The organism is Acidovorax sp. CF316, from assembly GCF_000276605.1.
Classification (GTDB): Bacteria; Pseudomonadota; Gammaproteobacteria; order Burkholderiales; family Burkholderiaceae_C; genus Acidovorax.
Window position 1 is genome coordinate 1 of sequence record NZ_AKJX01000161.1, and the last position, 26,127, is coordinate 26,127.

The following is a 26,127-nucleotide window of genomic DNA, read 5'->3' on the forward strand; positions in this document are numbered from 1 at the left end:
TCTTTGGTGACTTTCTCTTGGCGACGCAAGAGAAAGTTACTGCGCCGCCGGGCGCACATCCCGGCCTCCGCCCTCAATCAAAGCACACCGTTAAAAATTGCCTGAACGCGACATTCAGCCTGCCTGCGGTATGACCAACTGCGCACGCAACCCGCCTTCAGGCCGGTTGTGCAGGCTCAGCCGGCAGCCATCGCGCTCCGCCAGGTCGCGCGCAATGGCCAGGCCCAGCCCGTAACCGGCAGTGCGCGCCGGCAGGTCCCCCGCCATGGCATGGGGAGCAGGCGCCGCATCCTGCGACAGGCGCACCCAGGGCTCCAGGGCCAGCCCCAGCTGCGCCTCGGGAATACCGGGCCCCGAATCGTCGATGTGCAGCACGGCGCCCTCGGGCAGGGCATGCACGGTGAGGGTGGCCCCACCGCCATGGCGCACGGCATTGCCCACCAGGTTGCCGATCACGCGGCGCAGCGCGGCGGTGCGCGCCCGCACCCGCACGGGGGTGGCGCTGGCAGGGGCCCGCAGCTCCACGGGATGGCCCTGGTCGGCCAGGTCGTCCACCAGGGCCTGCAGCATGGCCACCAGGTCGATGGAGCGGGCTTCGCTGCCCTCGTGCTGCTCGCGCAGCACGGCCAGGGTGTCGCCGATCATCTCGTCCATCTCACGGATGTCGTTGATGGCGGCCTGCTGGGCCGGGCCCTCGGGCCACTGGGCCACGCGCATGCGCAGCCGGGTCAGGGGCGTGCGCAGGTCGTGCGACACGGCGGCCATGTGCAGGCCGCGTGCGTCGAACTGCTCCTTGAGCCGCTGCGACATCTGGTTGAACACCTGGGCGGCATTGCGCACCTCCACGGTACCCAGCGTTTCGTCGAGCACGGGCGGCTTGCCGCCCTTGTCGATGTTCTGCGAGAGGGCGCTGGCAGCGTGGGACAGGCGCAGCATGGGGCGCGACAGCCAGCGCGCACCGAGGAAGGCCGCCAAGCCGATCAGCACGAAGCGGATGCCATAGTCCATCCACAGGGAATTGAGGGGCATGGGCCCGCTCATGCGCGGCGGATTGCCGGCGGTGAAGGGGTTGGGTGGGCGGGCGTCGCTGCCCGCTGCCGTGCCGCCGGGCGGCTGCAGGGGCGGCGGTGGCATGCGTTCGCCGCCCATGGGCGGTGGCCCGGGCCAGGGATTGGCGCCGGGCCCACCGGGCCTGGGTGGGCCGCCAGGCACGCCCGCACCGGTGAGGGGGTTGCCGGGCGGCAGCGAGGCCAGCGGCGGCAGGCGCGAGAGCGTGGTGGAGAGGTCCTGCTGGTGGCGCAGCTTGGTGACCGTGAGGTAGGCCACCAGGTGGCTGCCTGCCAGCGCCACCCACATCAGGATGAACAGGCGCAGGAACAGCGTGTCCAGGCGGCGCCAGTTCCAGCGCTTGCCCGAGGCCACGGGTTGGTTCACCGCTGCACCTCGACGTCGAACAGGTAGCCCTCGCCGCGCATGGTGCGGATCAGCGGGCGCTCGCGCTGGCCTTCGCCGAGCTTGCCGCGCAGACGCGAGACAGCCAGGTCGATGCTGCGGTCGCTCACCACCACACCGGGCGCGCGCGAGAGGTCGAGCAGCCGGTCGCGGCTGAGCACCTTGCCGGCATGGGCCGTGAAGGCCTCCAGCAGCCGGAACTCGGCGCTCGACAGGGCCACCATGGTGCCGTCGGGCGAGACCAGCTCGCGCCGCAGGCGGTCGAAGGTCCAGCCCTCGAAGCGCACCTGGGGCGCATCGGCCTGGGGCGGGGCGGCCGCACCGCGCCGCAGCACGGCCTTGATGCGGGCCACCAGTTCGCGTGGCTCGAAGGGCTTGGCCAGGTAGTCATCGGCCCCGAGTTCCAGGCCGAGCACGCGCGACATCGGGTCGCCCTGGGCGGTGAGCACGATGACCGGCAACTGCCCGTGGTCGCGGCGCACCCACTGGCACAGGGTCAGGCCGTCCTCGTCGGGCAGCATCAGGTCCAGCAGCACCACATCGAAGCCCTGGCGCGCCAGCGCGGCACGCATGCCCCGGCCGTCGCCCACGGCCTCGGTCGTGAAGCCGAAGGTGCCCAGGTAGTCGAGCAGCAGGGTGCGGATGGCGGGATCGTCATCCACCAGCAGGCAGCGGGTCATACGGAGATCTTGTCGCAGTGGCGGTGGGCTGAAGTTAGCACAGCCCGCCTGGCTCAGGGTGCTGCGGAGGGTGCGGCCACACCCAGCAGCGCATGCAGGCGCGGGCTGGTGGTCGTGTACTGCAGCGCCACCTTGTCGCCCGTGAGGGCCTCGGCCGCCGCGAAGGCGGCCAGCGTGGCTTCGTGGAAGCCGCACAGGATGAGCTTGCGCTTGCCCGGGTAGGTGTTGATGTCGCCCACGGCATGGATGCCGGGCACGCTGGTGCGGAACGTCGCCGTGTCCACCACCAGCTGCTTGCGCTCGATGGCGATGCCCCAGTCGGCGATGGGCCCCAGGCGCGGGGAGATGCCCAGCGCGGCAATCAGGCAGTCAAGCGGCTCGCTCGCCGTCTGGCCTTCGGTGTCCACCACCTGCAGCGCTGCCAGGCGACCACCCTCGGCGACCAGGCCGGTGATCTGGCCCACGATGACCTCCACGCGGCCCGCGTCGCGCAGTGCCTGCAGTTGCTGCAGCTGCTCGGGCGGGGCCTGGAAGGCATCGCGGCGGTACAGCAGGCGGATGCGGGCCGGGGCCTCGGCTTCGGGCAGGGCCGACAGGGCGATGGCATGGGCCACCGCGGCGTCATCGCCGCCATGCACCACCACGCGCTGGCCGGCCACCGGGGTGCCGGCGGGCAGGTGCTGGTAGTGCACCTGGGTGCCCACCCAGGGCTCGATGCCGTCGACCTTGAGCGTGCGCGGCACGAAGGCGCCCACGCCGGCCGCGATGAAGACCGAGCGGGCCAGCAGGGCCTGGCCCTGGCTGGTGGTGACGAGGATGCGGCCATCGTCCTGCAGCGCCACGGAGGCGACCAGGCTGGCCAGGTGCCAGTGCGGCTGGAATGGCGCGATCTGCTGCAGCAACAGGGCGGCCAGCTCGCGCCCGCTGCACACGGGCACGCCCGGGATGTCGTAGATGGGTTTGTCGCCGTACAGCTCCACGCACTGGCCGCCGGCATGGGGCAGGGCGTCGATCACATGGGCGGTGATGCCCTGCAGGCCGAGCTGGAAGACCTGGAACAGGCCCACGGGGCCTGCGCCGATGACCACGGCATCCGTGGCGATGGGAGAGGAGGGTTGCGCGGGCGTGGACACCGGTGAAGGAGCTGCGGTGCCGCTCAGCGGACCAGGTCGTTGACCTTGCCGGGCTTGCCGTTCCACTCGTCGGCGTCGGGCAGGGCGGGCTTGCGCTTGGTGATGCTCTTCCAGCCGTCGGCGAAAGCCAGGTCGGCGTTGATCTTGATGAAGGCGATCTGGTCGGCTGGCAGGTCTTCTTCGGCAAAGATGGCGTTGGCCGGGCACTCGGGGATGCAGACGGCGCAGTCGATGCACTCATCGGGATCGATGACGAGCATGTTCGGGCCTTCGCGGAAGCAGTCCACGGGGCAGACGTCCACACAATCGGTGAACTTGCACTTGATGCAGTTTTCGGAGACGACGTGGGTCATGACGAGAGTTGTGTGGGTCAGTGAAAACCCTCTATTTTAGGAGCTTTCACTGGCCTTGGGTTGCGGGGCCCCTGGGTCTGAGAAGGTGACGCAGGGGTTTTGGGCACACAAATGGGTGCCCATTGCGAATGAGGATCAGTTGACCAGGACCGCGCCAGCCGTTTTGTGGCTCGCGGTGTCCACCAGGATCAGCGAACCGAGCACCCGTGCCTGGGCGAAGGAGGCCGCGGGCAGGGGCTCCTGCAGCAGCAGTTCCACATGGCCGATGGCGTTGGGGTCGAGCTGCGTGGCATCGTCCTCGGCCAGGGTGTTGATGTCCAGGCGGTGCACCACGCGCTTGACCTTGGCCTTGACCCAGCGGTGGCCGTGCAGCGCCCAGTACACGCGGCCGGCGACCAGGGGCTCGTCGTCCATCCAGGCCACGGTGGTCAGCAGCTCGCGGCTGGCAGGCCAGGCGGGCACGGCGGCGGGCGTGTCGAAATCATCGTCGGCCGGGGCCGCGGCTGCGGCAGGCGCGGCCAGGATCCAGTCGCCGCGCGACACGTCCACCTCGCGGTCGAGGATGATGCCGGCGCTCTGGCCCGCATCCACGCCCACGGGGCGGCGTGCATGGTCGAGCACCTGGGCCACGGTGGCGCTCTGGCCGCTCGGGAAGATCTGCACGGCCGTGCCGGGCGCCACGTTGCCGGCGGCCACGCGGCCCCAGAACACGCGGCGGCCCTGCGAGGTGTCGGACGAGGAGGAGAACTTCTCCACCCATTGGACCGGGAAGGCCAGCGGCAGGCCCGTATCGGCCGGTGTGTTGGGCAACTGCTCGAGCACTTCGAGCAGCGTGGGGCCGTTGTAGCCGCACCAGCCTGCATGGGCGTCGACCACGTTCCAGCCCTTCAGGGCCGAGACCGGCACCGTGGCGCGCACGGCAATGCCGGCATCCGCGGCAAACTTCGCCAGGGCGGCGCTGATGTGCGCAAAGGCCTGCTCGGGGTTGGCCACGGCATCGAGCTTGTTCACGGCGAACACCAGCGAGTGCACGCGCAGCAGGTGCGCCAGCAGCGAGTGGCGGCGGGTCTGCGGCAGCAGCGCGAGGGCCGGGTTCTGCCAGTCGAGCTTGGTTGCATCGACCAGCACCACGGCGGCGTCGGCGCTGCTCGCGGCGGTGACCATGTTGCGCGTGTACTGCTCATGGCCGGGCGCGTCGCCGATGATGAACTTGCGCGCTTCGGTGGCAAAGTAGCGGTAGGCCACGTCGATGGTGATGCCCTGCTCGCGCTCGGCCGAGAGGCCGTCGGTCAGCAGGGCCAGGTCGGTCTCGCCCTGGCGCTGCACGCCGGCCAAGTGGTCCTGCAGCACGGCCTTGCTGTCCACCAGCAGGCGGCCGATCAGTGTGCTCTTGCCGTCGTCGACGCTGCCGCAGGTGATGAACTTCAGGGCCGAGGCGTGGTGGCTGCCCGCGGCGCTGGCGGCCGGTGCGGTGGCTTGGTGTGCGGTGGTCATCAGAAATACCCGTCCTTCTTGCGCTTTTCCATCGAGGCATCGCTCGTCTTGTCGTCCATGCGGGTCGCGCCGCGCTCGCTCACGTCGGCCGCCAGGGTCTCGATGACGATCTCGCCCGGGGTGGCCGCCGTGCTTTCCACCGGTGCCGTGCAGGTGATGTCGCCCACGGTGCGAAAGCGCACGTCGCGCGTCTGCACCGTCTCGCCTTCGCGTGGCGGCGTGAGCTCGGTCACGGGCATCAGCAGGCCCTTGCGGTCCACCACTTCGCGCTTGTGCGTGTAATAGATGCTGGGCAGGCTGATCTGCTCGCGGTCGATGTACTGCCACACATCGAGTTCGGTCCAGTTGCTGATCGGGAACACGCGAAAGTGCTCGCCGGGCTGCAGCCGGGTGTTGAACAGCGTCCACAGCTCGGGGCGCTGGGCCTTGGGCTGCCATTGGCCGAAGCTGTCGCGGTGCGAGAAGATGCGCTCCTTGGCGCGGGCCTTCTCTTCGTCGCGGCGCGCGCCGCCGATCAGGGCATCGAAGCGGAACTCCTCGATGGCTTCGAGCAGCGTGACCGACTGGTGCACGTTGCGGCTCTCGCCCGGGTGGGCCAGGCGCACCGTGCCGCGCGCCATGGAATCTTCCACATTGCGCACGATGAGCTCGGCGCCCAGCTCCTTGGCGCGGGAGTCACGGAAATCCGTGACCTCGGGGAAGTTGTGGCCCGTGTCGATCATGAGCAGCGGGTAGGGGATGCGGCCCGCGCCGAAGGCCTTCTCCGCGCACTTGAGCATCACCAGCGAGTCCTTGCCGCCCGAGAACAGCAGGGTGGGGCGCTCGAAGGCGGCGGCGACCTCGCGCAGGATGAAGATGGTTTCCTCTTCCAGGGCGTCGAGGTGCGAATTGTTCAGGTGGTGGCTCATGTTCTCGTTCTGCAGCAGCGCGGCATCGGTGCGGGCGTTCATGGTCGGGGTCTGCGATAGAGTCAATGCGCGATGTGCAGGCCGCACTCGCGGTTCTCTTCGCCCTTGGTGGGGTCCACGTAGTCGAAGTTGTTGGGCAGGCCGTGCTTCTGGCAGTACTCGTACAGCTCCTTGGACGACCAGTGCAGCAGCGGCGCGATCTTGATCAGCCCGTCGGGGTTGATGCTCACCGGGTCCATCTGGGCGCGCACGGCGGTGTCGGTGGCGCGCAGCGCGGTGAACCAGACCTTGGGCGCGGTCTCGCGCAGGGCGCGGGCAAAGGGCTCGAGCTTCACTTCCTCGGTGAAGGCCGCATGGCGTGGGTCGTCCAGCCCGGGCGTCGCGCCTTCCACCGCCTCGCGGTGGGCGCGCGAGCGGCGCGGCAGGTAGATCCTGAGGTTCAGGCCGAGCTGTTTCGTCACTTCGTCCGCAAAGCGGTAGGTGGCTTCGGTGTTGTAGCCGTTGTCCATCCAGACCACGGGCACATCGGGCTGCACGCGGCTGACCATGTGCAGGATCACGGCCTCGAAGGGGCGGAAGTTGGTGGTGACGATGGGGCTTTGGCCCAGGCCCAGGGCCCAGGCGACGAGGCCCTCGGCGTTGCGGCCGAGTTCGGCATTGATGGATGCGAGATCGAATTGGCTCATGGTGTCAGGCGGTGGCGGCCTTGTCGGCAAAGATCGGCTGGTGGTGGACCGCGTCGCCCTGGTAGTAGCCAGGGAACATCTCGAACTGGCGCTGGGCATCGGCAGCGTCCACGCCTTCGCGCAGTACGGCCGAGGAAAAGCCCGTGCGCTGCATCTGCACCAGCTGGTCGATCAGCACGTCGCCCGTGGCGCGGATGTCGCCCGCAAAGCCGCGGCGGCGGCGCAGCAGGAAGGCCTGGCTGAAGGCGCGGCCATCGGTGAAGCTGGGGAAATGCAGGTCCACGCGTTCCACGCCGTCGAGGCTGAGCTTGAGCGCGTCGGCATCGTTGGCCAGCGCCACGGTGCGGGTGTCGCCTTCGGCAGGGGCCTGGTGGTCTTGGGATGCAAGTATCTTCATGGGGTGTCCATCTCTTTTCTGGGCCGGGCTCAGGCTGCAGCCACGGCCTCGTCCTTGTGGCGTGCCGTCTTGGCGGCTTCCTTGAACGGGTCCAGGCCGGCGCGGCGCACGGTGGACTGGAAGGTTTCGCCGCTTTCGCGCAGGTCGCGGTAGGTGCCGAGCACGGCTTCGATCACGTCGGGCACTTCGGCCGCCGAGAACGAGGGGCCGATGACCTTGCCGGCCACGGCCGGGCCGGACAGGTCGGAACCATCGGAGCCGCCCAGCGTGACCTGGTACCACTCCTTGCCGTCCTTGTCCACGCCCAGGATGCCGATGTGGCCGCTGTGGTGGTGGCCGCAGCTGTTGATGCAGCCGCTGATGTGCAGGTCGATCTCGCCGATGTCGTCGAGCTCGTCGAGGTCCTGGTAGCGCTGCGTGATGGCCTCGGCGATCGGCAGCGAGCGCGCATTGGCCAGCGAGCAGAAATCACCGCCGGGGCAGGCGATCATGTCGGTGAGCAACTGCACGTTGGCGCTGGCCAGGCCCAGGGCCTTGGCCTCTTGCCACAGCTCGAACAGGCGGCTGGCATGCACCCAGGGCAGCAGCACGTTCTGGTCGTGCGTCACGCGGGCTTCGCCGGCGGAGTACTTGTCCACCAGGTCGGCCAGGGCCACGAGCTGTTCGCTGGTGGCGTCGCCCGGCGACTGGCCGGGGCGCTTGAAGGACAGCGTGACAGCGCGCAGCTGTGCATTCTTGTGGGCGTGCACGTTGCGCTTGAGCCAGCGGCCGAAGGCCACGTGTTCGGTGGACTGCGCCTGGAGTGCGGCCTCCAGCGCGGCGGGGTCGGCATCGGCGATGTCGGCCAGCACGGGCGGCACGAAGCAGGCGGCCACACGGTCGAATTCGGCCTGGGGCACGGTGTGCGGGCCACCGTCGATCTCCATGATCTGGCGGTACTCTTCTTCCACGTCGTCGATGTACTGCTGGCCTTCGGACTTGACCAGGATCTTGATGCGCGCCTTGTACTTGTTGTCGCGGCGGCCGTGCTCGTTGTACACGCGCACGATGGCCTCGATGTAGTTCATGATCTGGTTCCAGGGCAGGAACTCGCGGATCACGGTGCCGATCACCGGGGTGCGGCCCATGCCGCCGCCCACGAAGACCTTGAAGCCGATCTCGCCGGCTTCATTCTTGGCCATGTGCAGGCCCACGTCGTGCCAGCCCGTGGCAGCGCGGTCATCGGCGGCGCCGCTGATGGCGATCTTGAACTTGCGCGGCAAAAAGGCGAACTCGGGGTGCAGCGTGGTCCACTGGCGCAGGATCTCGGCGTAGGGACGCGGGTCGATCAGCTCGTCCACGGCCACGCCGGCCAGCGCGTCGGTGGTGGTGTTGCGGATGCAGTTGCCGCTGGTCTGGATGCCGTGCATGTCCACGCTGGCCAAGAGGTCCATCACGTCGGCGCTCTTGGACAGCGGGATCCAGTTGAACTGCACGTTGGTGCGCGTGGTGAAGTGGGCGCAGTTCTTGGGCAGGAAGGTGGTGCCCAAGAGGCCCTGGCCTTCCATGGCAGCCTTGAACACGGCCGCTTCGGGTTCGTCGTAGTCGCGGGCGATGGTGGCCAGCACGCGCAGCTGGCGGCTGGCGATCTCGCCGTAGGGCACGGCCACGCGCAGCATGGGCGCGTAGCGCTGCACGTACCAGCCGTTCTGCAGGCGCAGCGGGCGGAAATCGTCTTCGGCGAGCTTGCCGGCCTGCCAGCGGTTGAGCTGGTCGCGGAACTGGCGCGCGCGCTGGTGGACGAACGTCTTGTCGAATTCTGTGTATTGGTACATCGTCGTGGGCTTAAATCAGAATCAATTTGGCGCCTGCCCAGGCCAGCAGGACGGACAGGGCAGAGCGGATCAGGCGCTCGGGCGTGCGGGTGACCAGGCGGGAGCCCAGCCAGATGCCCGGCAGCGAGCCAGCCAGCAATTGTGCAAGCAAACTCCAATCCACGGAGCCGAGCGAGGCATGGCCCAGCCCTGCCACCAGGGTCAATGGCACGGCGTAGGCGATGTCGGCGCCGATGATGCGTGGCAGTGGCAACAGGGGGTAGACCAGCAGCAGCACGGTGACGCCGATGGCGCCCGCGCCCACCGATGTGAAGGTCACCAGCGTGCCGATCACCGCGCCCAGCAGCACCGGCAGGCTCCAGTGGCGCGGGCGGGTGGCCTGTTCGGCATTGGCCAGGCGCAGGGCCTGGTCGGCTGCCTGGCGCTGGCGCGAAAAGGCGATCACCTTGTACAGCGTGGCGGCGGCCGTGAGCAGCAGGGCAAAGCCCAGCGTGGTGGTCATGATGCGCTGCGCCTGGGCGCTTGCGGGGCCCAGTTCCTTGAGCGCCCACAGCGCCAGGATGGCCGCGGGGATGCTGCCCGCGCACAACTGGCCCACCACGCGCCAGGGCACCAGGCGCTGGCGCGCCATGCTCACCGTGCCGCCCATCTTGGTGAAGGCGGCGAACAGCAGGTCGGTGCCGATGGCCAGGTGCGGCTTGACGCCGAAGAAGAAGATCAGCACAGGCGTCATCAGCGAGCCACCGCCGACACCGGTCAGGCCGACGATGAGCCCCACCGCAAAACCCGCAAAGACAAACGCCAAATCATGCATGGCAGCGAATGTAAGAGCGGTCCTTATGGAAACAAACTATTGTTTTGTCCTTCCCTTATGCGGATAAGCTTATGCGCCAATGCTGGTGCGGGTTGGCGAGGGGTGCCGTGTGCCCCGCCGCTGTCGCATGTTGGTTACACGCCAGCCAGCCGTTCGGCGCCCAGCGCCTTGGCCAGCTTGGCGTCGAGCGGCAGGGGCTCGCCCTGCAGCCGGGCCGCGAGCAGTTCGCCGCACAGCACGGACAGGGTCAGCCCGCGCGCGCCCATGGCCGTGCAGGTCCACAGCCCCGGCAGGGCCGCCGCATCGACCGGGCCCACCACGGGCAGCCGGTCGTGCAGGGTGCAGCGCACGGCAGCCCAGGTGCGCAGGCCGGTGGCCGGGCCGGCAAAGCCGGCCTGCAGGCGCTCGGCGGCGCTGGGCAGAAGCCCCTGCATCTTGCCGTGGTTGGCGGCGTGGGCCTCCTGTTGCTCGGCGGGTGTCGGGGGCAGGGCGGTCATGCCGCGCTCGAAGGTCGAACCCATGATCCAGGCGCGCTGTACATCCGGCTCGTCCGACAGCGGAAAGTCGGGCACCAGGTTGCCGTTGCCATTGAGTGGAAACGGGGCCAGCGGCGCCTCTCCCGGCGCATAGGTGCCGATGGACACCTGGCCGCGCAGGGACTGCAGGGGCCAGTGGTTGGCCAGCAGCGTGCGGCTGTCGGCGCCGGCGGCAATCACCACCACCGCCGCTTGTGCGAGCACATGGCCTTGGGCGTCCAACGCCTGCCACGGGGCGTCCGGGCCATCGCCCAGGCGCTGCAGGCGTGCCACGCGGCAGCCGCCGCGCCAGGTGATGCCCGGCTGGGCCAGCAGGGCGGACACCAGGCGTGCCGGCCGCAGCCAGCCGGCATGGGGGTGCCAGTTGGCGTGGGTGTCGGCCGGCAGATGGGCGCGCTGCAGCGTGTCTTCGCTGGCGCTCTTGCTCCAGTCGCTGCCGGGGCCGTCGGCCCAGGTGGCGGGCAGCACCTTGCTGCGGGCCTTGTCGGCCGCATGCCGCTCCAGCACGCCGCTCTGGCCGAAATCCTGTCCCTCGCGCAGCAGCGCGCGGGCCTGGGCCAGGGTGGCGCGCACCCCGCTGCGCGACAGGCGGGAGAGCAGGCTGTCGTCGGGCGAGACATGGGGCGCAAACACGCCTGCGGGCAGGCCCGAGGCGCCGGCCGCCGGCGCCGCCGCCTGGTCCAGCAGCTGCACGCGCCAGCCGCGCCGCGCCAGGCTGGCTGCGCTGGCCGCACCGGCCACGCCGCCGCCGATCACGATGCAGTCGCCCGGTGGCCGAGGCTCCGCCTGGGCCTGGGCCTGGGGCGCGGTGCGCGGCTCCCAGTGCGGGTTGTAGGTGGCGTGCAGGTTGTCGCGCTTGGGCGGCACGCCGGGCGCGCGGGTGACCTCGAAGCCGCACTGCGCCAGGGCATCGCGCACGGCGCGGGCAATGGTCCAGGTGGCCAGGCGCGTGCCGCGCCGGCAGCAGCGCGCCACCGCCTTGAGGGTGTGGCTGTCCCAGATCTCCGGGTTGCGCTGGGGGCTGAAGCCATCGAGGTAGACGGCATCCACCGTAGGCATCTGCTGGCGCAGCATGGCCTGGGTGTCGCCCACGTACAGGGTGAGCAGCACGCGCCCTTCGTCGAAACTGAGCCGGTGCACACCCGGCAGCAGGCCCCACCAATGGGCGTGGAGTTCGCGCGCGAGAGGCGCCAGCTCGGGGTGCACGGTGGTGGCGCGCAGCAGATCCTCGGCCCCCACGGGCCAGGCCTCGGTGGAGACGAAATGCAGCAGCGTGCAGCGCTCGGGATCGGCCCGCCAGGCGGCCCAGGTCACCAGGAAGTTCAGGCCGAAGCCGAACCCGGTTTCCAGGATGCGCCATTGCGCTTGCCCGGCCCAGGCCTGCGGCAGCCCGCAGCCGTGCAGGAACACCTGGCGGGCCTGCGTGAGGCCGCCGTTTTCACTGTGGTAGCGGTCGCCGAAGCGGGGGCTGTAGGGGGTGCCGTCCGGCAGCCATTCGACAGGCTCGGACATGGATGGGCGAGGGTGTGCTCAGGGGCTCGGTGGAACGTAACCTGCTGCGGCGTCGGCACCGCCGCCGAAGAAATGGTTCTCCATCTGGCGCGCCAAATACTGGCGGGCGCGCGCGTCGGCCAGGTTCAGGCGGTTTTCATTGACCAGCATGGTCTGGTGCTTGAGCCAGCCGGCCCAGGCCTCCTTGCTCACGCTTTCCCAGATGCGCTTGCCCAGCTCGCCGGGGTAGGGGGGGAAATCCAGGCCTTCGGCTTCCTTGCCGAGCTTGATACATTGAACGGTGCGTGCCATGGGGATTTCCTTTGAATTGTTGGCTGAGCGAAGCGCTCAGATAGTTTCGGTATAAAGAACTGAAATCTTAGTTGTTTCGGTTTTGATGGAGGCCTTCCAGAATGCGGCCCATCGGTGTTCAGCACCTGTCCGCATTCAATCCTAAGAGGCTCTCCATGAATTTTCGCCGCGACTTTATCAAGTTTCCGTTTGCCGCCGCTCTGGTGGGCAGCTTGGCCCTGACGGCATTGCCGTCGTTTGCGCAGTCGGTGACCCTGCTGAACGTGTCGTACGACCCCACCCGCGAACTGTACGTGGACTTCAACCAGGCCTTCGCCAAATACTGGAAGGGCAAGACCGGCCAGGACGTGACGATCAAGCAGTCGCACGGCGGCTCGGGCAAGCAGGCGCGCTCCATCATCGACGGGCTGGACGCCGACGTGGCCACCCTGGCCCTGGCCGGCGACACCGATGCGCTGAACGCCAACGGCGGCTGGATCCCCAAGGACTGGCAAAAGCGCCTGCCGCACAACAGCTCGCCCTACACCTCGACCATCGTGCTCGTGGTGCGCCAGGGCAACCCCAAGGGCATCAAGGACTGGGACGACCTCATCAAGCCCGGCATCAGCGTGATCACGCCCAACCCGAAGACCTCGGGCGGCGCCCGCTGGAACTACCTGGCGGCCTGGGAATTCGCCAAGCGCAAGCTCGGCGGCGATGCCAAGGCCAAGGATTTCGTGGCCAAGCTCTACGGCAACGTGCCCGTGCTGGACACCGGCGCGCGCGGCTCCACCATCACCTTTGCCCAGCGCAACCAGGGTGACGTGCTGATCGCCTGGGAAAACGAAGCCTACCTGCTGGAAAAGGAATTCGGCACCAAGTTCGACGTGATCGCGCCCTCGCTGTCCATCCTGGCCGAGCCCGCCGTGACCGTGGTGGACAAGAACGTGGACAAGAAGGGCACCCGCGTGGTGGCCGAGGAATACCTCAAGTACCTGTACACCGAGGAAGGCCAGGACATCGCCGGCAAGCACTTCTACCGCCCCGCCGTGTCCGAGAAGGCCAAGGCCAAGTACGCCAAGCAGTTCCCCAAGCTGAACCTGTTCACCATCAACGACGCCTTCGGCGGATGGGACAAGGCGGCCAAGGAGCACTTCGCCGACAACGCCAGCTTCGACCAGATCTACACGAAGAAATAAGCCCACCCCGAAGCGGCCTGCTGTGGCCGCTTGCCCTCGATGGGCGCCACCCGTGGCCCGGCATGGCCGGCTCCACGGTGGCGCTTGCAGAGCCACGCCCTTACGAATTGCTTCATCCTATGTCCGCCCTTCTCATTGCCGGCAGCCCGTCGGAACGCTCGCGCTCAGCCGCCCTGCTGGACGCCGTGGCCCAACGCCTGTCGGTGCGCGGGGCGCTGGTGGATCGCATCCACATCCGCGACCTGTCGCCCCAGGCCCTGCTGCTGGCCGATTTCGCCCACCCCACGGTGGTCGGCGCCATCGACCAGGTGGCCCAGGCCCGCGTGCTGGTGGTCGCCACACCGGTCTACAAGGCCGCCTACAGCGGCGTGCTCAAGGTCTTCCTGGACCTGCTGCCGCAGACCGCGCTCAAGGGCAAGGTCGTGCTGCCTCTGGCCACGGGCGGCAGCCCGCACCACATGCTGGCGCTGGACTATGCCCTGCGGCCCGTGTTGCAGTCGCTGGGCGCCAAGAGCATCCTGCCCGGCATCTATGCCACCGACTCCCAGGTGGCCCTGACGCCCGAGGGCGCCTACGACCTGCACGCCGACATCGCTGCCCGCCTGGACGAAGCGGTCAACGTGCTGATCACCGAAACCCTGCGCCCACCCGCAGCGCAAACGGGCCGGTTTGCGCCGGTGCATTTCTCGCAGGTGCGATGTAGCGTCTGACGCCGTGGGTGTTGCCGGCGCCTTTGCAGGCGCCTGGCGGGACCCCTCTCCCTTTTCTCCCCATTTCGTTTTCTTCGAGCCGGTACCCGCCGATGCGGGCAGGCCAGGCCGCTGCATGCCCGCAGGCAAGCCCCGGCGCTCGCTGTTGGCCGGCCACCGCACAACCAGACATTGCTGAAAGACACAACACCATGACACAAGCCCTGATCTCTTCCCGCCGCCGCCAGGTGGTCCTGTCCAGCCTGGCTGCTGCCGCCTTGGGTGCCGCCAGCGGCACGGCCTTCGGCCAGGCCTCGTCGGGGCGCGTGCTGCGCGTCGGCCACCAGAAGGGCTGGCTGTCCATCCTCAAGGGCCGCGGCACGCTCGAAAAGCGCCTGGCACCGCTGGGTGTGAAGGTCACCTGGACCGAATTCAACGCCGGCCCGGTGCAGCTGGAGGCACTCAACGTGGGCGCCATCGACTTCGGCGATGTGGGCGAGGCCCCGCCGATCTTTGCCCAGGCCGCCGGTGCTCCCTTGGTGTATGCCGGTGCCACCGTGCCGCGCCCGGCGCTGGAGGCGGTGATCGTGCCCAAGGATTCGCCCATCCGCAGCGTGGCCGATCTCAAGGGCAAGCGCGTGGCCTACAACAAGGGCTCCAACGTGCAGTACTTCCTGGTCAAGCTGCTGGAGAGGAACGGCCTGAAGTACGGCGACGTGCAGTCGATCTTCCTGGCCCCGGCAGACGCCCGCGCCGCCTTCGAGAAGGGTGCCGTGGACGCCTGGATCATCTGGGACCCGTTCCTGGCCGCCGCCCAGAAGACGCTGGACGCGCGCCTGCTGGTGGACGCCACCGGCGTGGTCAACAACCGTGCCTACTACTTCACCTCGCGCGACTACGCCACGCGCAACATCGATGTGCTGCGCATCGCCATCGAGGAGGTCAATGCCATCGATACCTGGGCCTCCAAGAACAAGGCCGCAGCGGCCGCGGAGCTGACCACGGTGCTGGGCCTGGACCGCAGCATCACCGACCTGTACCTGAGCCGCGCCAAGTTCGGCACGGCCCCCGTGACGCGCGAAATCATCGCCGAGCAGCAGTCGATTGCCGACACCTTCTTCGAGCTCAAGCTCATCCCCAAGAAGCTGAACCTGCTGCACGCCGCGCCCGTAGACCTGGGCGCCTGACCGTTCCCCGGGAGCCGTCCATGCACACCCCCATGCCCTTTCCGCTGCACGAGCAATTGCGCCGCGTGCTGTGCGTGACCGCCAGCTCCTGGGGGCTGCCCACCCGGCCGCGCTGCGCGGGTGTGGGTGCTCCCCGGTTCGGTTTCGCCATCTCCTACTGACGCCACAACAAAGAGGTTTTCCATGCAGATCTTCTGGTTTATCCCCACCCACGGCGACAGCCGTTACCTGGGCACCTCCAAGGGTGCGCGCCAGCTCAGCCACGACTACCTGCAGCAGGTCGCCGTGGCAGCGGACAGCCTGGGCTACGAGGGCGTGCTCATCCCCACCGGCCGTTCGTGCGAAGACCCCTGGGTGATCGCCTCGAGCCTGATCGCCGTCACCAAGAAGCTCAAGTTCCTCGTCGCCGTGCGCCCGGGCCTGCACCAGCCCGCGCTGGCGGCACGCATGGCGGCCTCGTTCGACCGGATCTCGGGCGGGCGCCTGCTGATCAACCTGGTGACGGGTGGCGACCAGACCGAGCTCGAGGGCGACGGCGTGTTCCTGGACCATGCCACGCGCTACGAGCAGTCGGCCGAGTTCATCCGCATCTGGCGCGAGATCATGGCGCGCAGCCACACCGGCGAGACCTACGATTTCGACGGCCAGCACCTCACGGTGAAGGGCGCCAAGCTGCTCTTCCCGCCGCTGCAGCACCCGCATCCACCGGTGTACTTCGGCGGGTCGTCCGAGGCGGCGCACGACCTGGCGGCCGAGCAGGTCGAGACCTACCTGACCTGGGGCGAACCGCCGGCCGAGGTGGCCAAGAAGGTGGCCGACGTGCGGGCACGCGCGGCGGCAAAGGGCCGCACGGTGACGTTCGGCATCCGCCTGCACGTGATCGTGCGCGAGACCGACGAGCAGGCCTGGGCCGCTGCCGAGGAGCTCATCAGCCATGTGGACGACGCCACCGTGGTGCGCGCCCAGGCGGTGTTCTCGCGCATGGACTCCGAAGGCCAGCGGCGCATGGCGCGCCTGCATGCCGGCGGGGCCAAGCGTGCGCGCGCCGACCTGGAGATCAGCCCCAACCTGTGGGCCGGCGTGGGCCTGGTGCGCGGTGGCGCGGGCACGGCCCTGGTGGGCGATCCGCAGACCGTGGCCGCGCGCATCGAGGAGTACGCGGCCCTGGGCCTGGATACCTTCGTGCTCTCGGGCTACCCGCACCTGGAGGAGGCCTACCGCTTTGCCGAGCTGGTGTTCCCGCTGCTGCCGCTGGCCGTGCGCGAGAAGCTTACCGGCGGCAACCCGCTGGGCCCGTTCGGCGAATCCGTCGCCAACGAACTGCCCCCGCGCGCCTCGCAAAGCTGAGCGCCGCACCGCACCCAAGGAGATCGCCCATGGCCATCCATTCCATCAACCACGTGCAGCTGGCCTTTCCGGCCGGGGCCGAGGAACCCATCCGCAATTTCTACAGCAGCCTGCTCGGCCTGCCCGAGGTGCGCATAGCGGCAGGCAATGCGCTGCATTTTGCCGCCGGCACCCAGCGCATCGACCTGGTGCCCACCGACCACTGGCAGGGCGCGCCCTCGGTGTCGCACCTGGCACTGGAGGTGCAGGACCTGCCCGCGCTGCGCGGGCGCCTGCTGCAGGCCCAGCTGCCGCTGGTGGAGAACCGGGCGCTGCCCGGCTACCTGCGCTTTTACGTGAAAGACCCGGCGGGCAACCAGCTGGAATTTCTGGAACCCGACACCGAACGACAGGAGTTCGCATGACCACCACCACCCGTGAGCTGCAGGCATCGCCCGTGGCCGATTCCATCGACGCCGCCAGCCTGGCGCCGCTGGCTGCATCGCCCGCGCTGCGCTTTGCCAAGGGCGTGCTGCTGCGCCTGCTGCCCTGGGCCGTGCCCGTCACGCTGATCGTCGTGTGGCAGATCGCCTCGTCGCTGGGCTGGCTCTCCACCCGGGTGCTGCCCGCGCCGCTGGAGGTCGTCAAGGCCGCCTGGACGCTGACCGCATCGGGCGAGCTGTGGACCCACGTCAAGGTCAGCGCCGGCCGGGCCCTGGCGGGCCTGGCCATCGGCGGCGGTCTGGGCCTGGCGCTGGGGCTGCTCACGGGCTCGGTGCGCCTGTTCGAGACCCTGCTCGACTCCACCATCCAGATGGTGCGCAACATCCCCGCGCTGGCGCTGATCCCGCTGGTGATCCTGTGGTTCGGCATCGACGAGTCGGCCAAGCTGTTCCTGATCAGCGTGTCGGTCTTCTTCCCGATCTACCTGAACACCTTCCACGGCATCCGCAACGTGGACCCGGGCCTGATCGAGATGGGCCGCACCTACGGCCTGTCGCGCTGGCAACTGTACCGCCAGATCATCCTGCCGGGCGCGCTGTCCAGCATCCTGGTGGGCCTGCGCTTCTCGCTGGGCCTGATGTGGGTGATCCTGATCGTGGCCGAGACCATCTCGGCGCAGTCGGGCATCGGCTACCTGACCATGAACGCCCGCGAGTTCCTGCAGACCGACATCGTGCTCGTGGGCATTTTGCTGTACGCGCTGCTGGGCAAGCTGGCCGACGTCTTCGCCAAGACGCTGGAGCGCTATTGGCTGCGCTGGCACCCCGGCTACCAGAGCACCTGAACACCCCCAATGCATGCCCCGCCAGAGGGGCTCCAAGGATTTCCATGTCTTTCTCCTCCCCCACCTCCCGGCGCACCACGCTCGGTGCACTGGCAGCCCTGGCCGCCACGGCCAGCGGCCTGGCCAGCGCGCAAAGCGGCGCCAAGCCCGATACCGTGCGCATCGGCTACCAGAAGTCGTCCACCCTGATCGTGGTGCTCAAGACCCAGGGCACGCTCGAAAAACTGCTGGCCCCGCTGGGCGCCAAGGTCACCTGGCACGAATTCACCAGCGGCCTGCCGCTGCTCGAAGCCCTGAACCTGGGCAACATCGATGTCAGTGCCGACGTGGCCGACACCGTGCCCGTGTTCGCCCAGGCGGCCGGCGCGGCCCTGACCTTCGTGGCGCAGGAGGCTCCATCGCCCTCGGCCCAGGCCATCGTGGTGCGCGCCGATTCGCCGCTCAAGACCGTGGCCGACCTCAAGGGCAAGAAGATCGGCTTTGCCAAGGCCGCCGGGGCCCACTACCTGCTGATCGCCGCCCTGGAGAAGGCCGGCCTGTCGTTCAAGGACATCGACCCCGCCTACCTCACGCCGGCCGACGGCCGTGCCGCGTTCGAGCGCGGTGCCATCGATGCCTGGGTGGTGTGGGACCCGTTCCTCGCCGCCGTGCAGCGCCAGTCGAGCGTGCGCGTGCTGGCCGATGGCCAGGGCGTGGCCTCCTACCAGCGCTACTACCTGGCTTCCACCCCTTATGCCCAGGCGCGCGCCGACGTGCTGCGCGTGCTGTTTGCCGAGTTGCAGAAGGCCGGCACCTGGGTCAAGGGCAATCCCAAGGACGCTGCGGCGCTGCTGGCGCCGGTGTGGGGGCTCGATGCCGCCACGGTGGAGCAGGCCAACAGCCGACGCAGCTACGAGGTGCGTGCCGTGCTGCCTGCGGGCCTGTCCGAGCAGCAGCGCATCGCCGATGCCTTCCTGTCCGAGAAACTGCTGCCCCGGCGTGTGAACACGCTGGAAGTGGCCCTCTTCAAGCCAGGAGCCTGACACCATGGCACAAACCTACGTTCCAACGCGTGACAGCAGCAACAACGGCGTGCGCCTGGAGGTGCGCGGCGTGGACAAGCGCTACGGCGCGCGCGAGGTGCTCAAGAAGACCGAGCTCGTGATCGAGCCGGGCCAGTTCGTGGCCATCGTGGGCCGCAGCGGCTGCGGCAAGAGCACGCTGCTGCGCCTGGTGGCGGGGCTGGAATCCGTCTCGGGCGGCGCCATCCGCCTCGATGGACAGGCCGTGGACGGCCTGAGCCAGGACACGCGCATCATGTTCCAGGACTCGCGCCTGCTGCCGTGGAAACGTGTAGCCGACAACGTGGCCCTGGGCCTGCCGCCCGAGCGGCGCGGTGCCGCGGCCGACGTGCTGGCCCGCGTGGGCCTGGGCGACCGGCTCGGCGAATGGCCGGCACGCCTGTCGGGCGGCCAGCGCCAGCGCGTGGCCCTGGCGCGCGCCCTGGTGCACAACCCGCGCCTTTTGCTGCTCGACGAACCCCTGGGCGCGCTCGACGCGCTGACCCGCATCGAGATGCACCGCCTCATCGAAGGCCTGTGGCAGGCCAGTGGCTTCACCGCGCTGCTGGTGACCCACGACGTGCAGGAGGCCGTAGCCTTGGCCGACCGCGTGATCCTGATCGAGGACGGGCAGATCGCGCTCGACCAGCTGATCGACCTGCCGCGCCCGCGTTCGCATGGCGATGCCGCGTTTGCCGCGATCGAAAAACGCATTCTCGACCGCGTGCTGCAAAAGCCCGATGCCGAGCCCAGCGCCGCCGATGCGCGCTGGCCCGGCGTGCCTGCGCACGGCCTGCGCTGGGCCGTGTGACTGACAGCCCGCATTCCACCTTTTCACCCGTTCACCCCATTTTTCGGACTTTTCAAGGAGAAATTCATGTCCATCCAAGCCATCAACGTACGCAACCAGTTCAAGGGCAAAGTGCGCGAGATCGTTCGCGGCGACGTCGTGTCCGAAGTCGATGTCGAAACCCCCTGGGGCATCGTCACCTCCGTGATCACGACCCGCTCGGTCGACGAGCTGGCCCTGGTCGTCGGCTCCGACGTGGTCGCGCTGGTCAAGTCGACCGAGGTGTCCATCGCCAAGCTGTGATCCAGCAGGGCCGTCCACGGCCCACCCGGTGCGAGGCCCTGCACTGCAGGGCCTTTGCCGTTGGGGACGACGACAAGTAGCGATATCTGTTTTTCTTCGTTGGCTGCTGCGCAACGCCGGCCTACGCTGCGGGTTTCGATCCAAGGACCCATGGCATGACCGCAGGCAGCGCACCGAAGCAACGCACCCTTCAATTCGGCCTGGTGCTGCACGGCGTGGGCGCCGGCTGGGGCGACTGGCGGCACGAGAACGCCGTGACCGATGCCAGCGTGAATTTCCGCTTCTACGCACAGCAGGCGCAGCTGGCCGAGCATGCGCGCTTTTCCTTCCTCTTCGTGGCCGACAGCGTGCACATCACGCCGCGCTCCAGCCCGCATTACCTCAATCGCTTCGAGCCGCTGACCATCCTCTCGGCGCTGGCGGCGGTCACCACGCACATCGGCCTGGTGGCCACTGTCACGGCCAGCTACAGCGAGCCCTTCACCGTGGCCCGGCAGTTCGCCTCGCTCGACCACATCAGTGGCGGGCGTGCGGGCTGGAACGTGGTCACCTCCTGGCTCGACGGCAGCGCGCGCAACTACGGGCGCCAGGAACACTATGCGCACGACGTGCGCTACCGCCTGGCGGGCGAGCACCTGGACGTGGTGCAGGGCCTGTGGGATTCGTGGGAGGACGATGCGCTGCTGCGCGACAAGGCCACGGGCCGGTTCTTCGACCCCGCCAAGCTGCACCGGCTGGACCACCAGGGCGAGTTCTTCGCCGTCGAGGGGCCGCTCAACATCGCGCGCTCGCGCCAGGGCCAGCCGGTGATCCAGGCGGGGGCATCGCCCGACGGCAAGGCCTTTGCCGCCCAGCGCGCCGATGCGATCTTCTTCCACGCCGATACCTTCGAGGAGGCGCAGGCCTACTACCGCGACGTGAAGGCGCGCGTGCGCGCCGAAGGCCGCGACCCCGACGAGGTGTTCCTGCTGCCGGGCTTTCGCCCCATCGTGGGCCGCACCGAGGAGGAGGCCGAGCGCCGCTACGAGGAACTGGCCGCGCTGGTGCCCATCGAGAACGCGATTGCCGCGCTGGCCCGGCCCTTCAACGACCACGACTTTTCGCAGTACCCGCTGGACGAACCCTTCCCGGACCTGGGCGAGCTGGGCCGCAACAGCCAGCAGAGCACCAGCGACCGCATCAAGCAGCATGCGCGCGCGCAGGCCCTGACCCTGCGCGAGGTGGCCCTGTGGCATGCCCGGCCGCGCCGCACCTTCGTGGGCACGGCCGAGCAGGTGGCCGATGAAATACAGCGCTGGTTCGAAGGCGGTGCGGCCGATGGCTTCAACTTCTTCGAGGCACTGCCCAATACCTCGCTCAAGGCCTTCGTCGAACTGGCCGTGCCGGTGCTGCAGGCGCGCGGCCTGCTGCGCACCGAATATGCAGGCGACACCTTGCGCAGCCACTTCCAGCTGCCCGTGCCGGTAAACCGCCACACGGCAAAGGCGGCCAGCGGTGCGGTGCTGTGGGAAGAGGCCGCGGTGGTTGCCTGAGGGCCCCGGCGCTCAGCCGCCGTAGCCCATGACGGCCACGGCATGGCAGCCCGTGCCGGCGGCCACGAAGCCGTGCCACACGGCATGCGCATATCGCAGCCGCGAATCGAGCACGAAGAAGGCCACGCCCACGGTATAGGCCACGCCGCCAGCAATGAGCCAGTGCGCGCTCCACTGCGTGAGGTGGCCGATGAGGGGCAGGGCGGCCACCAGCGCCAGCCAACCCATGAGCAGGTACATGCCCGTGGACAGCCAGGCCGTGCGCAAGCGGTTGAGCGCCTTGAGCACCAGGCCGAGCGTGGCCACGGCCCAGACCAGGGCCAGCAGGGCCAGGTTCCAGTCGCCATCGGGCCGCAGCAGCGCAAACGGCGTGTAGCTGCCCGCAATGAAGAGGTAGATGGCGCCATGGTCGAGCTTCAGTGCCGCCTGCTTGAAGCGCCCTTCAGGCAGCGCGTGGTACACGGTGGAGGCCATGTACAGCAGCACCATGGTGCTCGCAAAGACGATGGCACCGGCCACGCCGGCCGTGCCTTGCGGCCGGGCCGAGGCCACGATGAAGGGGGTGGCCACCACGGCGGCCAGCAGTGCCAGGCCATGGCTGGCACTGTTGGCCAGCTCCTCGCCGGGGCTCTGGTCGCGGCATTGCATGGCCAGGCGCGGGTGGTGCTGGCGGCTCAGCGCGGCAGGGCAGGGTGGTGGTGGCGCCCGCGCCAGGCGTGGTAGCGCGAGCGCTGCAGCGCGAACAGCTCCACCAGGCCCCAGGCCATGGCGCAACCCATGAGCCCGAAGAGGGCTGCTGCGCGCAGCGGCTTAATCCTGCGCGGAGAGCGGGAGCGGTTCGTCATGGAAGAAATGGTCGTTGTCAGGAAGGTCGAACGAGAACCAGCGTTCGTCGAAGAGCTCGTCAAACAAGCGCTGCAATCCGAGTAGTTTCCAGAGCATGGGACCTCCCCTTGGTTGTGTGGTGCGGCTCCAAGATAGCCCCGCCATGTGACGGTTTCGCGTCAGTGGTGCAAATCGCAACGCGCCTGCAACAAGGGCTTCTTGCGCCCGGGGCGCAGCGCTATGCTTGCGCTGCGCGAGCACTGTTACACCTGTTTCCCCTGTCTTTTCACACGCCCCAACCTACCGTGCCCGACATCGTTCTGCCCGAGCTCGCGGCACTGGAGAGGATCATCGACCAGGGTGGCAGCCGCCTGGAGGCACGCGTGGCGCACACCGTGGAGCTGGCCTCCGGCGAACGCTTCCCGGTGCATGCCATCAGCCTGGGCAATCCGGACCGCAGCCTGCCGGCCATGGGCTTCTTCGGCGGCATCCACGGGCTCGAGGGCATCGGCGCCGAGGTGGTGATCGCCTACCTGCAGAACGTGGTGACGCGCCTGCCCTGGGACATGGCGCTGAACCAGCAGCTCGAACAGGTGCGCCTGGTGTTCATGCCCATCGTGAACCCGGGCGGCATGTGGGCTGCAACGCGCGCCAACCCCAATGGCGTGGACTTGATGCGCAATGCCCCGGTGGATGCGCTGGACCGCGTGCCCTTTCTGATCGGCGGCCAGCGGTTGAGCGCGGGCCTTCCCTGGTACCGCGGCAAGCCCGGGGCGCCCATGGAGGCCGAGAGCCGGGCCCTGTGCCAGGTGGTGCAGGAGGAATTGCTCTCGCGCCCCTTCAGCATCGCGCTGGACTGCCACTCGGGCTTCGGCATCAGCGACCGGCTGTGGTTTCCGTTCGCGCACACGCGCAAGCCGATTGCCCACCTGCCGGAGCTGCATGCGCTGCACGAGATCTTTCTGCAGGCCCATGCCTACCACCCCTACATCATCGAGCCGCAGAGCGCGCAGTACCTCACGCACGGCGACCTGTGGGACCACCTGTACATGCAGGCCTGCAACGACCCCACGCGCACCTTCTTGCCGCTCACGCTGGAGATGGGTTCCTGGCGCTGGATCAAGAAGAACCCGCGCCAGCTGTTCTCGCGCAAGGGCATTTTCAACCCGCTGATCAACCACCGCCTGCAGCGCGTGCTGCGCCGGCACATGCCGCTGCTCGACTTCCTCTCGCGCGCGGCCGGCAGCCACCAGCGCTGGGTGCCCACGCCCGAGGCGCGCGTACAGCGCAGGGCCGATGCGCTGGCTGCATGGTACTGACCCCATGGCACGGGAGTCGATCCGCTGGATCTTTCTGCGCGGTCTGACGCGCGAGGCGGTGCACTGGGGCGGGTTCAAGGAGGCCTTCCAGGCGGCCATGCCAGGCGCCGAGGTGCTGATGCTGGACCTGCCCGGCAATGGCCAGTGGCATGCGCGCCAGAGTCCGCTGTCGGTGGCGGCCATGGTGGCGCAGTGCCGGGCGGAACTGGCGCAGCGCGGCATCACCGGGCCGTACCACCTGCTGGCCATGTCGCTGGGGGCGATGGTCGCCACCGAATGGGCGTGCACGGCACCGGCCGAGGTGCAGGGCTGCGTGCTCATCAACACCAGCTTTGGCAATTTCAGCCCCTTCTACCGGCGGCTGCGGCCGCGCAACTGGGGCGCCCTGGTGCGCGGGGTGCTGCTGGCCAGCAGCCCGCGCGAGGCCGAGGCCACCGTGCTGCGCCTCACCAGCAACCGGGCGGACGAGCGCATTGCCGTGGTGGACGCGTGGGTGGCGGCGCGCCAGGCACGGCCGGTGTCGGGCGCCAATGCCGTGCGCCAGCTGGCGGCGGCGGCGCGCTACCGGGCACCGCGCACCTGCCCGCTGGAGCGCATGCTGCTGCTGTCCAGCACCCAGGACGGCCTGGTGAGCAGCCAGTGCTCGCAGTCCATCGCCAGCGCCTGGGGCTGCCCGCTGGTGCTGCACCCCTGGGCCGGGCATGACCTGCCGCTGGACGATCCGGCCTGGGTGGCCGGGCAGGTGGCCGATTGGGCGGCGGCCCGCCGGTCAGCGGCCTGACTGCGCCCACCAGGTGGGCAGCAGCGCACGCACTTCGGGCCGGCCGAAGCGGTCGTCCATGAGGTGCACCACGCCTTCGTCGCTGGGCGTGCGGATCACGCGGCCGGCGGCCTGCACCACCTTCTGCAGGCCGGGGTAGAGGTAGGTGTAGTCGTAGCCCTCGCCGAACAGCGCCTGCATGCGCTCCTTGACCTGCTCGTTCACGGGGTTGACCTGGGGCAGGCCCAGCGTGGCCAGGAAGGCCCCGATCAGGCGCCGGCCCGGCAGGTCGATGCCCTCGGCGAAGGCGCCGCCCAGCACCGCGAAGCCGATGCCCTCGCTGCTTTCGGTGAAGCGCGCGAGGAACTGCTTTTGCTCCGATTCGAGCATGCGCCGCGACTGGCTCCAGTGCGGCAGCGCGGGGTGGCGCTCGGCCAGCAGCGCGGCGGCCTGCTGCAAATACTCGTAGCTGCTGAAGAAGGCCAGGTAGTTGCCCGGCCGGTCCCCGAACTGCCGGGCCATCAGCGCCACGATGGGCGCGAGCGAGGCCTTGCGGTCCGGGTAGCGGGTGGAGATGTGGCGCGCCACCTGCACCGACAGTTGCGCCGCCTGGAACGGCGATTCCACGTCGATGGCCAGGTGGTCCTCGGGCAGGCCCAGCAGGTCGGTGTAGTAGCGCTGTGGCTGCAGCGTGGCCGAGAACAGCGTGCTGGTGTGCGCGGCCTCCCAGCGCGGTGCCAGGAAGGGCGCGGGCACCAGGTTGCGGATGCACAGGGTGGAGCTGCCGGGCGCGCGCGCCGCCTTGGGCAGGCTTGGCGCCTTGGGCTGGGTCACGTCCACCAGCGAATGCGCGTCGAGCAGCCCGGCCATGCGCACCAGGTGCAGGGCGTCGAAGTAGAAGGCCTGCAGGGCCGCATCGGGCTCGGCCGGGTGCTCCGCCAGGTGGTCGGTGAGGGTGTTGCCGCACAGCTGCAGGGCGGCCAGCAGGTCTTCGGGGAAGGCCTCGTGCACCGCATAGGCGGCGGCCTGCTGCTTGTCCAGCGCCACCCAGGCGCGGCGCACCTTGTCCAGCGCCTTCTTGACTGCCGGGTAGCGGCTGGCGCTGGCGGACTGGCGTGCCTGGGCCAGTCCCTCGGGGCGCAGCTCGGCGGTGTACATCTTGCGGCCCCGGTCCACGAGGTTGTGCGCCTCGTCCACCAGCAGCGCCGTGCGCCAGCCATTGGCCTGGGCCAGGCCGTGCAGCAGGCCACCCATGTCGAAGTAGTAGTTGTAGTCGCCCACCACCACGTCGGCCCAGCGCGCCAGCTCCTGGCTCAGGTAGTAGGGGCAGACCTGGTGCGCCAGCGCCGCGCTGCGCACCTGGGCCTGGTGCAGGGTGATGCGCTCGCTGCCGGCCAGGGGCTGCAGCGCGGCCGCGCGCGCGGCGGGCAGCCGGTCGTAGAAGCCCTGGGCCAGCGGGCACGACTCGCCGTGGCAGGCCTTGTCGGGGTGTTCGCAGGACTTGTCGCGTGCCACCAGCTCCAGCACGCGCAGCGGCAGGGCGGGCGCGCTGTCGGCCAGCCGGGCGAGGGCGTCCAGCGCCATCTGCCGGCCCGAGGTCTTGGCCGCCAGGAAGAACACCTTGTCCAGCCGCTGCGTGGGTGCGGCCTTGAGCAGGGGGAACAGGGTGCCCATTGTTTTGCCGATGCCCGTGGGCGCCTGGGCCATGAGGCAGCGGCCGGCGCTGGCGGCCTTGTACACGGCCTCGGCCAGCGGCCGCTGGCCGGGGCGAAAGCCGCCGAAGGGAAAGGCCAGCGTGCTGAGCGCCGCATCGCGCGCCG

General features: G+C 69.1%; 29 protein-coding genes. 13 read left to right on the forward strand and 16 right to left on the reverse strand.

Annotated features, from left to right (window positions below):
* Nucleotides 1–114: 114 nt before the first annotated feature.
* The 12 genes from PMI14_RS19775 to PMI14_RS19830 all read right to left on the reverse strand — a co-directional run bounded on the left by PMI14_RS19775 (nucleotide 115) and on the right by PMI14_RS19830 (nucleotide 12,070).
* The gene (locus PMI14_RS19775) at nucleotides 115–1,434 is read right to left on the reverse strand and encodes an ATP-binding protein (RefSeq protein WP_007857099.1); all 1,320 of its coding nucleotides are present in this window, start codon (nucleotides 1,432–1,434) and stop codon (nucleotides 115–117) included.
* Entirely contained in the window at nucleotides 1,431–2,132 is a 702-nt protein-coding gene (locus PMI14_RS19780) for a response regulator (RefSeq protein WP_007857100.1), read from the reverse strand. Before PMI14_RS19780 ends, PMI14_RS19775 begins: the two co-directional genes overlap by 4 nt.
* Nucleotides 2,133–2,185: 53 nt before the next feature.
* Nucleotides 2,186–3,265, reverse strand: a complete 1,080-nt coding sequence (locus PMI14_RS19785; protein WP_007857101.1) for an NAD(P)/FAD-dependent oxidoreductase — start codon at nucleotides 3,263–3,265, stop codon at nucleotides 2,186–2,188.
* Between the two features lie 23 nt (nucleotides 3,266–3,288).
* A complete protein-coding gene (fdxA, locus tag PMI14_RS19790; protein ID WP_007857102.1) occupies nucleotides 3,289–3,618 on the reverse strand; it encodes a ferredoxin FdxA in 330 nt (109 codons plus the stop codon).
* A gap of 135 nt (nucleotides 3,619–3,753) precedes the next feature.
* Nucleotides 3,754–5,112 (reverse strand): sulfate adenylyltransferase subunit 1, encoded by a 1,359-nt coding sequence (locus PMI14_RS19795; RefSeq protein ID WP_007857103.1) that lies wholly within the window; start codon nucleotides 5,110–5,112, stop codon nucleotides 3,754–3,756.
* Nucleotides 5,112–6,062, reverse strand: coding sequence for a sulfate adenylyltransferase subunit CysD (cysD, locus tag PMI14_RS19800; RefSeq protein ID WP_007857104.1), 951 nt, complete (start codon nucleotides 6,060–6,062; stop codon nucleotides 5,112–5,114). The genes PMI14_RS19795 and cysD overlap by 1 nt, the downstream gene beginning before the upstream one ends.
* Before the next feature lie 20 nt (nucleotides 6,063–6,082).
* Nucleotides 6,083–6,706: a phosphoadenosine phosphosulfate reductase family protein gene (locus PMI14_RS19805; RefSeq protein WP_007857105.1), complete on the reverse strand. Its 624-nt coding sequence runs from the start codon at nucleotides 6,704–6,706 to the stop codon at nucleotides 6,083–6,085.
* A 4-nt stretch (nucleotides 6,707–6,710) separates the two neighbouring features.
* On the reverse strand, nucleotides 6,711–7,103 hold the full coding sequence (locus PMI14_RS19810; RefSeq protein WP_007857106.1) for a DUF934 domain-containing protein: 393 nt from the start codon (nucleotides 7,101–7,103) through the stop codon (nucleotides 6,711–6,713).
* 29 nt (nucleotides 7,104–7,132) lie between these two features.
* A complete protein-coding gene (locus PMI14_RS19815; RefSeq protein WP_007857107.1) occupies nucleotides 7,133–8,917 on the reverse strand; it encodes a nitrite/sulfite reductase in 1,785 nt (594 codons plus the stop codon).
* Between the two features lie 10 nt (nucleotides 8,918–8,927).
* Nucleotides 8,928–9,731, reverse strand: a complete 804-nt coding sequence (locus tag PMI14_RS19820) for a sulfite exporter TauE/SafE family protein (RefSeq protein ID WP_007857108.1) — start codon at nucleotides 9,729–9,731, stop codon at nucleotides 8,928–8,930.
* Nucleotides 9,732–9,865: 134 nt separating this feature from the next.
* Entirely contained in the window at nucleotides 9,866–11,779 is a 1,914-nt protein-coding gene (mnmC, locus tag PMI14_RS19825) for an FAD-dependent 5-carboxymethylaminomethyl-2-thiouridine(34) oxidoreductase MnmC (protein ID WP_007857109.1), read from the reverse strand.
* A gap of 18 nt (nucleotides 11,780–11,797) precedes the next feature.
* On the reverse strand, nucleotides 11,798–12,070 hold the full coding sequence (locus tag PMI14_RS19830) for an oxidative damage protection protein (protein ID WP_007857110.1): 273 nt from the start codon (nucleotides 12,068–12,070) through the stop codon (nucleotides 11,798–11,800).
* A 155-nt stretch (nucleotides 12,071–12,225) separates the two neighbouring features.
* Here PMI14_RS19830 and PMI14_RS19835 point away from each other — a divergent pair, with 155 nt between their 5' ends.
* The 11 genes from PMI14_RS19835 (at nucleotide 12,226) to PMI14_RS19880 (ending at nucleotide 21,403) form a co-directional block, all read left to right on the forward strand.
* The gene (locus tag PMI14_RS19835; protein WP_007857111.1) at nucleotides 12,226–13,248 is read left to right on the forward strand and encodes a sulfate ABC transporter substrate-binding protein; all 1,023 of its coding nucleotides are present in this window, start codon (nucleotides 12,226–12,228) and stop codon (nucleotides 13,246–13,248) included.
* A gap of 119 nt (nucleotides 13,249–13,367) precedes the next feature.
* On the forward strand, nucleotides 13,368–13,958 hold the full coding sequence (gene ssuE, locus PMI14_RS19840) for an NADPH-dependent FMN reductase (protein ID WP_007857112.1): 591 nt from the start codon (nucleotides 13,368–13,370) through the stop codon (nucleotides 13,956–13,958).
* A 191-nt stretch (nucleotides 13,959–14,149) separates the two neighbouring features.
* Nucleotides 14,150–15,124: a sulfonate ABC transporter substrate-binding protein gene (locus tag PMI14_RS19845; protein WP_007857113.1), complete on the forward strand. Its 975-nt coding sequence runs from the start codon at nucleotides 14,150–14,152 to the stop codon at nucleotides 15,122–15,124.
* Nucleotides 15,125–15,144: 20 nt separating this feature from the next.
* Nucleotides 15,145–15,285 (forward strand): hypothetical protein, encoded by a 141-nt coding sequence (locus PMI14_RS35330; RefSeq protein WP_007857114.1) that lies wholly within the window; start codon nucleotides 15,145–15,147, stop codon nucleotides 15,283–15,285.
* 22 nt (nucleotides 15,286–15,307) lie between these two features.
* Nucleotides 15,308–16,471 (forward strand): FMNH2-dependent alkanesulfonate monooxygenase, encoded by a 1,164-nt coding sequence (gene ssuD / locus PMI14_RS19850; protein ID WP_007857115.1) that lies wholly within the window; start codon nucleotides 15,308–15,310, stop codon nucleotides 16,469–16,471.
* A 29-nt stretch (nucleotides 16,472–16,500) separates the two neighbouring features.
* Entirely contained in the window at nucleotides 16,501–16,875 is a 375-nt protein-coding gene (locus PMI14_RS19855; RefSeq protein WP_007857116.1) for a VOC family protein, read from the forward strand.
* The gene (gene ssuC / locus PMI14_RS19860; protein WP_007857117.1) at nucleotides 16,872–17,738 is read left to right on the forward strand and encodes an aliphatic sulfonate ABC transporter permease SsuC; all 867 of its coding nucleotides are present in this window, start codon (nucleotides 16,872–16,874) and stop codon (nucleotides 17,736–17,738) included. The genes PMI14_RS19855 and ssuC overlap by 4 nt, the downstream gene beginning before the upstream one ends.
* Before the next feature lie 44 nt (nucleotides 17,739–17,782).
* Nucleotides 17,783–18,760 carry an aliphatic sulfonate ABC transporter substrate-binding protein gene (locus PMI14_RS19865; RefSeq protein ID WP_007857118.1) on the forward strand — a complete coding sequence of 326 codons (978 nt, stop codon included), beginning with the start codon at nucleotides 17,783–17,785 and terminating at the stop codon, nucleotides 18,758–18,760.
* A gap of 4 nt (nucleotides 18,761–18,764) precedes the next feature.
* Nucleotides 18,765–19,589 (forward strand): ATP-binding cassette domain-containing protein, encoded by an 825-nt coding sequence (locus PMI14_RS19870; RefSeq protein ID WP_007857119.1) that lies wholly within the window; start codon nucleotides 18,765–18,767, stop codon nucleotides 19,587–19,589.
* A gap of 66 nt (nucleotides 19,590–19,655) precedes the next feature.
* A complete protein-coding gene (locus PMI14_RS19875) occupies nucleotides 19,656–19,871 on the forward strand; it encodes a molybdopterin-binding protein (RefSeq protein WP_007857120.1) in 216 nt (71 codons plus the stop codon).
* A 155-nt stretch (nucleotides 19,872–20,026) separates the two neighbouring features.
* On the forward strand, nucleotides 20,027–21,403 hold the full coding sequence (locus PMI14_RS19880) for an LLM class flavin-dependent oxidoreductase (protein WP_007857121.1): 1,377 nt from the start codon (nucleotides 20,027–20,029) through the stop codon (nucleotides 21,401–21,403).
* 12 nt (nucleotides 21,404–21,415) lie between these two features.
* Here PMI14_RS19880 and PMI14_RS19885 read toward each other — a convergent pair whose 3' ends face one another.
* From PMI14_RS19885 to PMI14_RS35805, 3 genes are read right to left on the reverse strand one after another with little or no spacing between them, the layout of a single operon-like run.
* Nucleotides 21,416–22,051: a hemolysin III family protein gene (locus tag PMI14_RS19885; protein ID WP_007857122.1), complete on the reverse strand. Its 636-nt coding sequence runs from the start codon at nucleotides 22,049–22,051 to the stop codon at nucleotides 21,416–21,418.
* 26 nt (nucleotides 22,052–22,077) lie between these two features.
* Nucleotides 22,078–22,248 carry a hypothetical protein gene (locus PMI14_RS35335; RefSeq protein ID WP_007857123.1) on the reverse strand — a complete coding sequence of 57 codons (171 nt, stop codon included), beginning with the start codon at nucleotides 22,246–22,248 and terminating at the stop codon, nucleotides 22,078–22,080.
* A complete protein-coding gene (locus PMI14_RS35805; RefSeq protein ID WP_007857124.1) occupies nucleotides 22,214–22,345 on the reverse strand; it encodes a hypothetical protein in 132 nt (43 codons plus the stop codon). The genes PMI14_RS35335 and PMI14_RS35805 overlap by 35 nt, the downstream gene beginning before the upstream one ends.
* Before the next feature lie 188 nt (nucleotides 22,346–22,533).
* On the opposite strand from PMI14_RS35805, the gene PMI14_RS19890 reads away from it, so the two are divergent.
* Together PMI14_RS19890 and PMI14_RS19895 are read left to right on the forward strand one after the other, a co-directional pair.
* A complete protein-coding gene (locus PMI14_RS19890; protein WP_007857125.1) occupies nucleotides 22,534–23,547 on the forward strand; it encodes a M14 family zinc carboxypeptidase in 1,014 nt (337 codons plus the stop codon).
* 4 nt (nucleotides 23,548–23,551) lie between these two features.
* The gene (locus tag PMI14_RS19895; RefSeq protein WP_007857126.1) at nucleotides 23,552–24,328 is read left to right on the forward strand and encodes an alpha/beta fold hydrolase; all 777 of its coding nucleotides are present in this window, start codon (nucleotides 23,552–23,554) and stop codon (nucleotides 24,326–24,328) included.
* Here the strand turns inward: PMI14_RS19895 and PMI14_RS19900 are convergent.
* On the reverse strand, nucleotides 24,317–26,127 hold a 1,811-nt coding region (locus PMI14_RS19900), incomplete at its 5' end, for an ATP-dependent DNA helicase (RefSeq protein WP_007857127.1). The genes PMI14_RS19895 and PMI14_RS19900 overlap by 12 nt on opposite strands.

Excerpts from the sequence above, each read along its gene's own strand:
- ssuD (WP_007857115.1), top strand. The coding sequence starts at position 15,308 with ATGCAGATCTTCTGGTTTATCCCCACCCACGGCGACAGCCGTTACCTG.
- PMI14_RS19875 (WP_007857120.1), top strand. The coding sequence starts at position 19,656 with ATGTCCATCCAAGCCATCAACGTACGCAACCAGTTCAAGGGCAAAGTG.
- fdxA (WP_007857102.1), bottom strand. The coding sequence starts at position 3,618 with ATGACCCACGTCGTCTCCGAAAACTGCATCAAGTGCAAGTTCACCGAT.
- cysD (WP_007857104.1), bottom strand. The coding sequence starts at position 6,062 with ATGAACGCCCGCACCGATGCCGCGCTGCTGCAGAACGAGAACATGAGC.
- PMI14_RS19865 (WP_007857118.1), top strand. The coding sequence starts at position 17,783 with ATGTCTTTCTCCTCCCCCACCTCCCGGCGCACCACGCTCGGTGCACTG.
- PMI14_RS19805 (WP_007857105.1), bottom strand. The coding sequence starts at position 6,706 with ATGAGCCAATTCGATCTCGCATCCATCAATGCCGAACTCGGCCGCAAC.
- PMI14_RS19885 (WP_007857122.1), bottom strand. The coding sequence starts at position 22,051 with ATGCAATGCCGCGACCAGAGCCCCGGCGAGGAGCTGGCCAACAGTGCC.
- PMI14_RS19835 (WP_007857111.1), top strand. The coding sequence starts at position 12,226 with ATGAATTTTCGCCGCGACTTTATCAAGTTTCCGTTTGCCGCCGCTCTG.
- PMI14_RS19845 (WP_007857113.1), top strand. The coding sequence starts at position 14,150 with ATGACACAAGCCCTGATCTCTTCCCGCCGCCGCCAGGTGGTCCTGTCC.
- ssuC (WP_007857117.1), top strand. The coding sequence starts at position 16,872 with ATGACCACCACCACCCGTGAGCTGCAGGCATCGCCCGTGGCCGATTCC.
- PMI14_RS19815 (WP_007857107.1), bottom strand. The coding sequence starts at position 8,917 with ATGTACCAATACACAGAATTCGACAAGACGTTCGTCCACCAGCGCGCG.
- PMI14_RS35335 (WP_007857123.1), bottom strand. The coding sequence starts at position 22,248 with ATGACGAACCGCTCCCGCTCTCCGCGCAGGATTAAGCCGCTGCGCGCA.
- PMI14_RS19870 (WP_007857119.1), top strand. The coding sequence starts at position 18,765 with ATGGCACAAACCTACGTTCCAACGCGTGACAGCAGCAACAACGGCGTG.
- ssuE (WP_007857112.1), top strand. The coding sequence starts at position 13,368 with ATGTCCGCCCTTCTCATTGCCGGCAGCCCGTCGGAACGCTCGCGCTCA.
- PMI14_RS19795 (WP_007857103.1), bottom strand. The coding sequence starts at position 5,112 with ATGACCACCGCACACCAAGCCACCGCACCGGCCGCCAGCGCCGCGGGC.
- PMI14_RS19895 (WP_007857126.1), top strand. The coding sequence starts at position 23,552 with ATGGCACGGGAGTCGATCCGCTGGATCTTTCTGCGCGGTCTGACGCGC.
- PMI14_RS19880 (WP_007857121.1), top strand. The coding sequence starts at position 20,027 with ATGACCGCAGGCAGCGCACCGAAGCAACGCACCCTTCAATTCGGCCTG.
- PMI14_RS35805 (WP_007857124.1), bottom strand. The coding sequence starts at position 22,345 with ATGCTCTGGAAACTACTCGGATTGCAGCGCTTGTTTGACGAGCTCTTC.
- PMI14_RS35330 (WP_007857114.1), top strand. The coding sequence starts at position 15,145 with ATGCACACCCCCATGCCCTTTCCGCTGCACGAGCAATTGCGCCGCGTG.
- PMI14_RS19830 (WP_007857110.1), bottom strand. The coding sequence starts at position 12,070 with ATGGCACGCACCGTTCAATGTATCAAGCTCGGCAAGGAAGCCGAAGGC.
- PMI14_RS19810 (WP_007857106.1), bottom strand. The coding sequence starts at position 7,103 with ATGAAGATACTTGCATCCCAAGACCACCAGGCCCCTGCCGAAGGCGAC.
- PMI14_RS19780 (WP_007857100.1), bottom strand. The coding sequence starts at position 2,132 with ATGACCCGCTGCCTGCTGGTGGATGACGATCCCGCCATCCGCACCCTG.
- PMI14_RS19820 (WP_007857108.1), bottom strand. The coding sequence starts at position 9,731 with ATGCATGATTTGGCGTTTGTCTTTGCGGGTTTTGCGGTGGGGCTCATC.
- PMI14_RS19855 (WP_007857116.1), top strand. The coding sequence starts at position 16,501 with ATGGCCATCCATTCCATCAACCACGTGCAGCTGGCCTTTCCGGCCGGG.
- mnmC (WP_007857109.1), bottom strand. The coding sequence starts at position 11,779 with ATGTCCGAGCCTGTCGAATGGCTGCCGGACGGCACCCCCTACAGCCCC.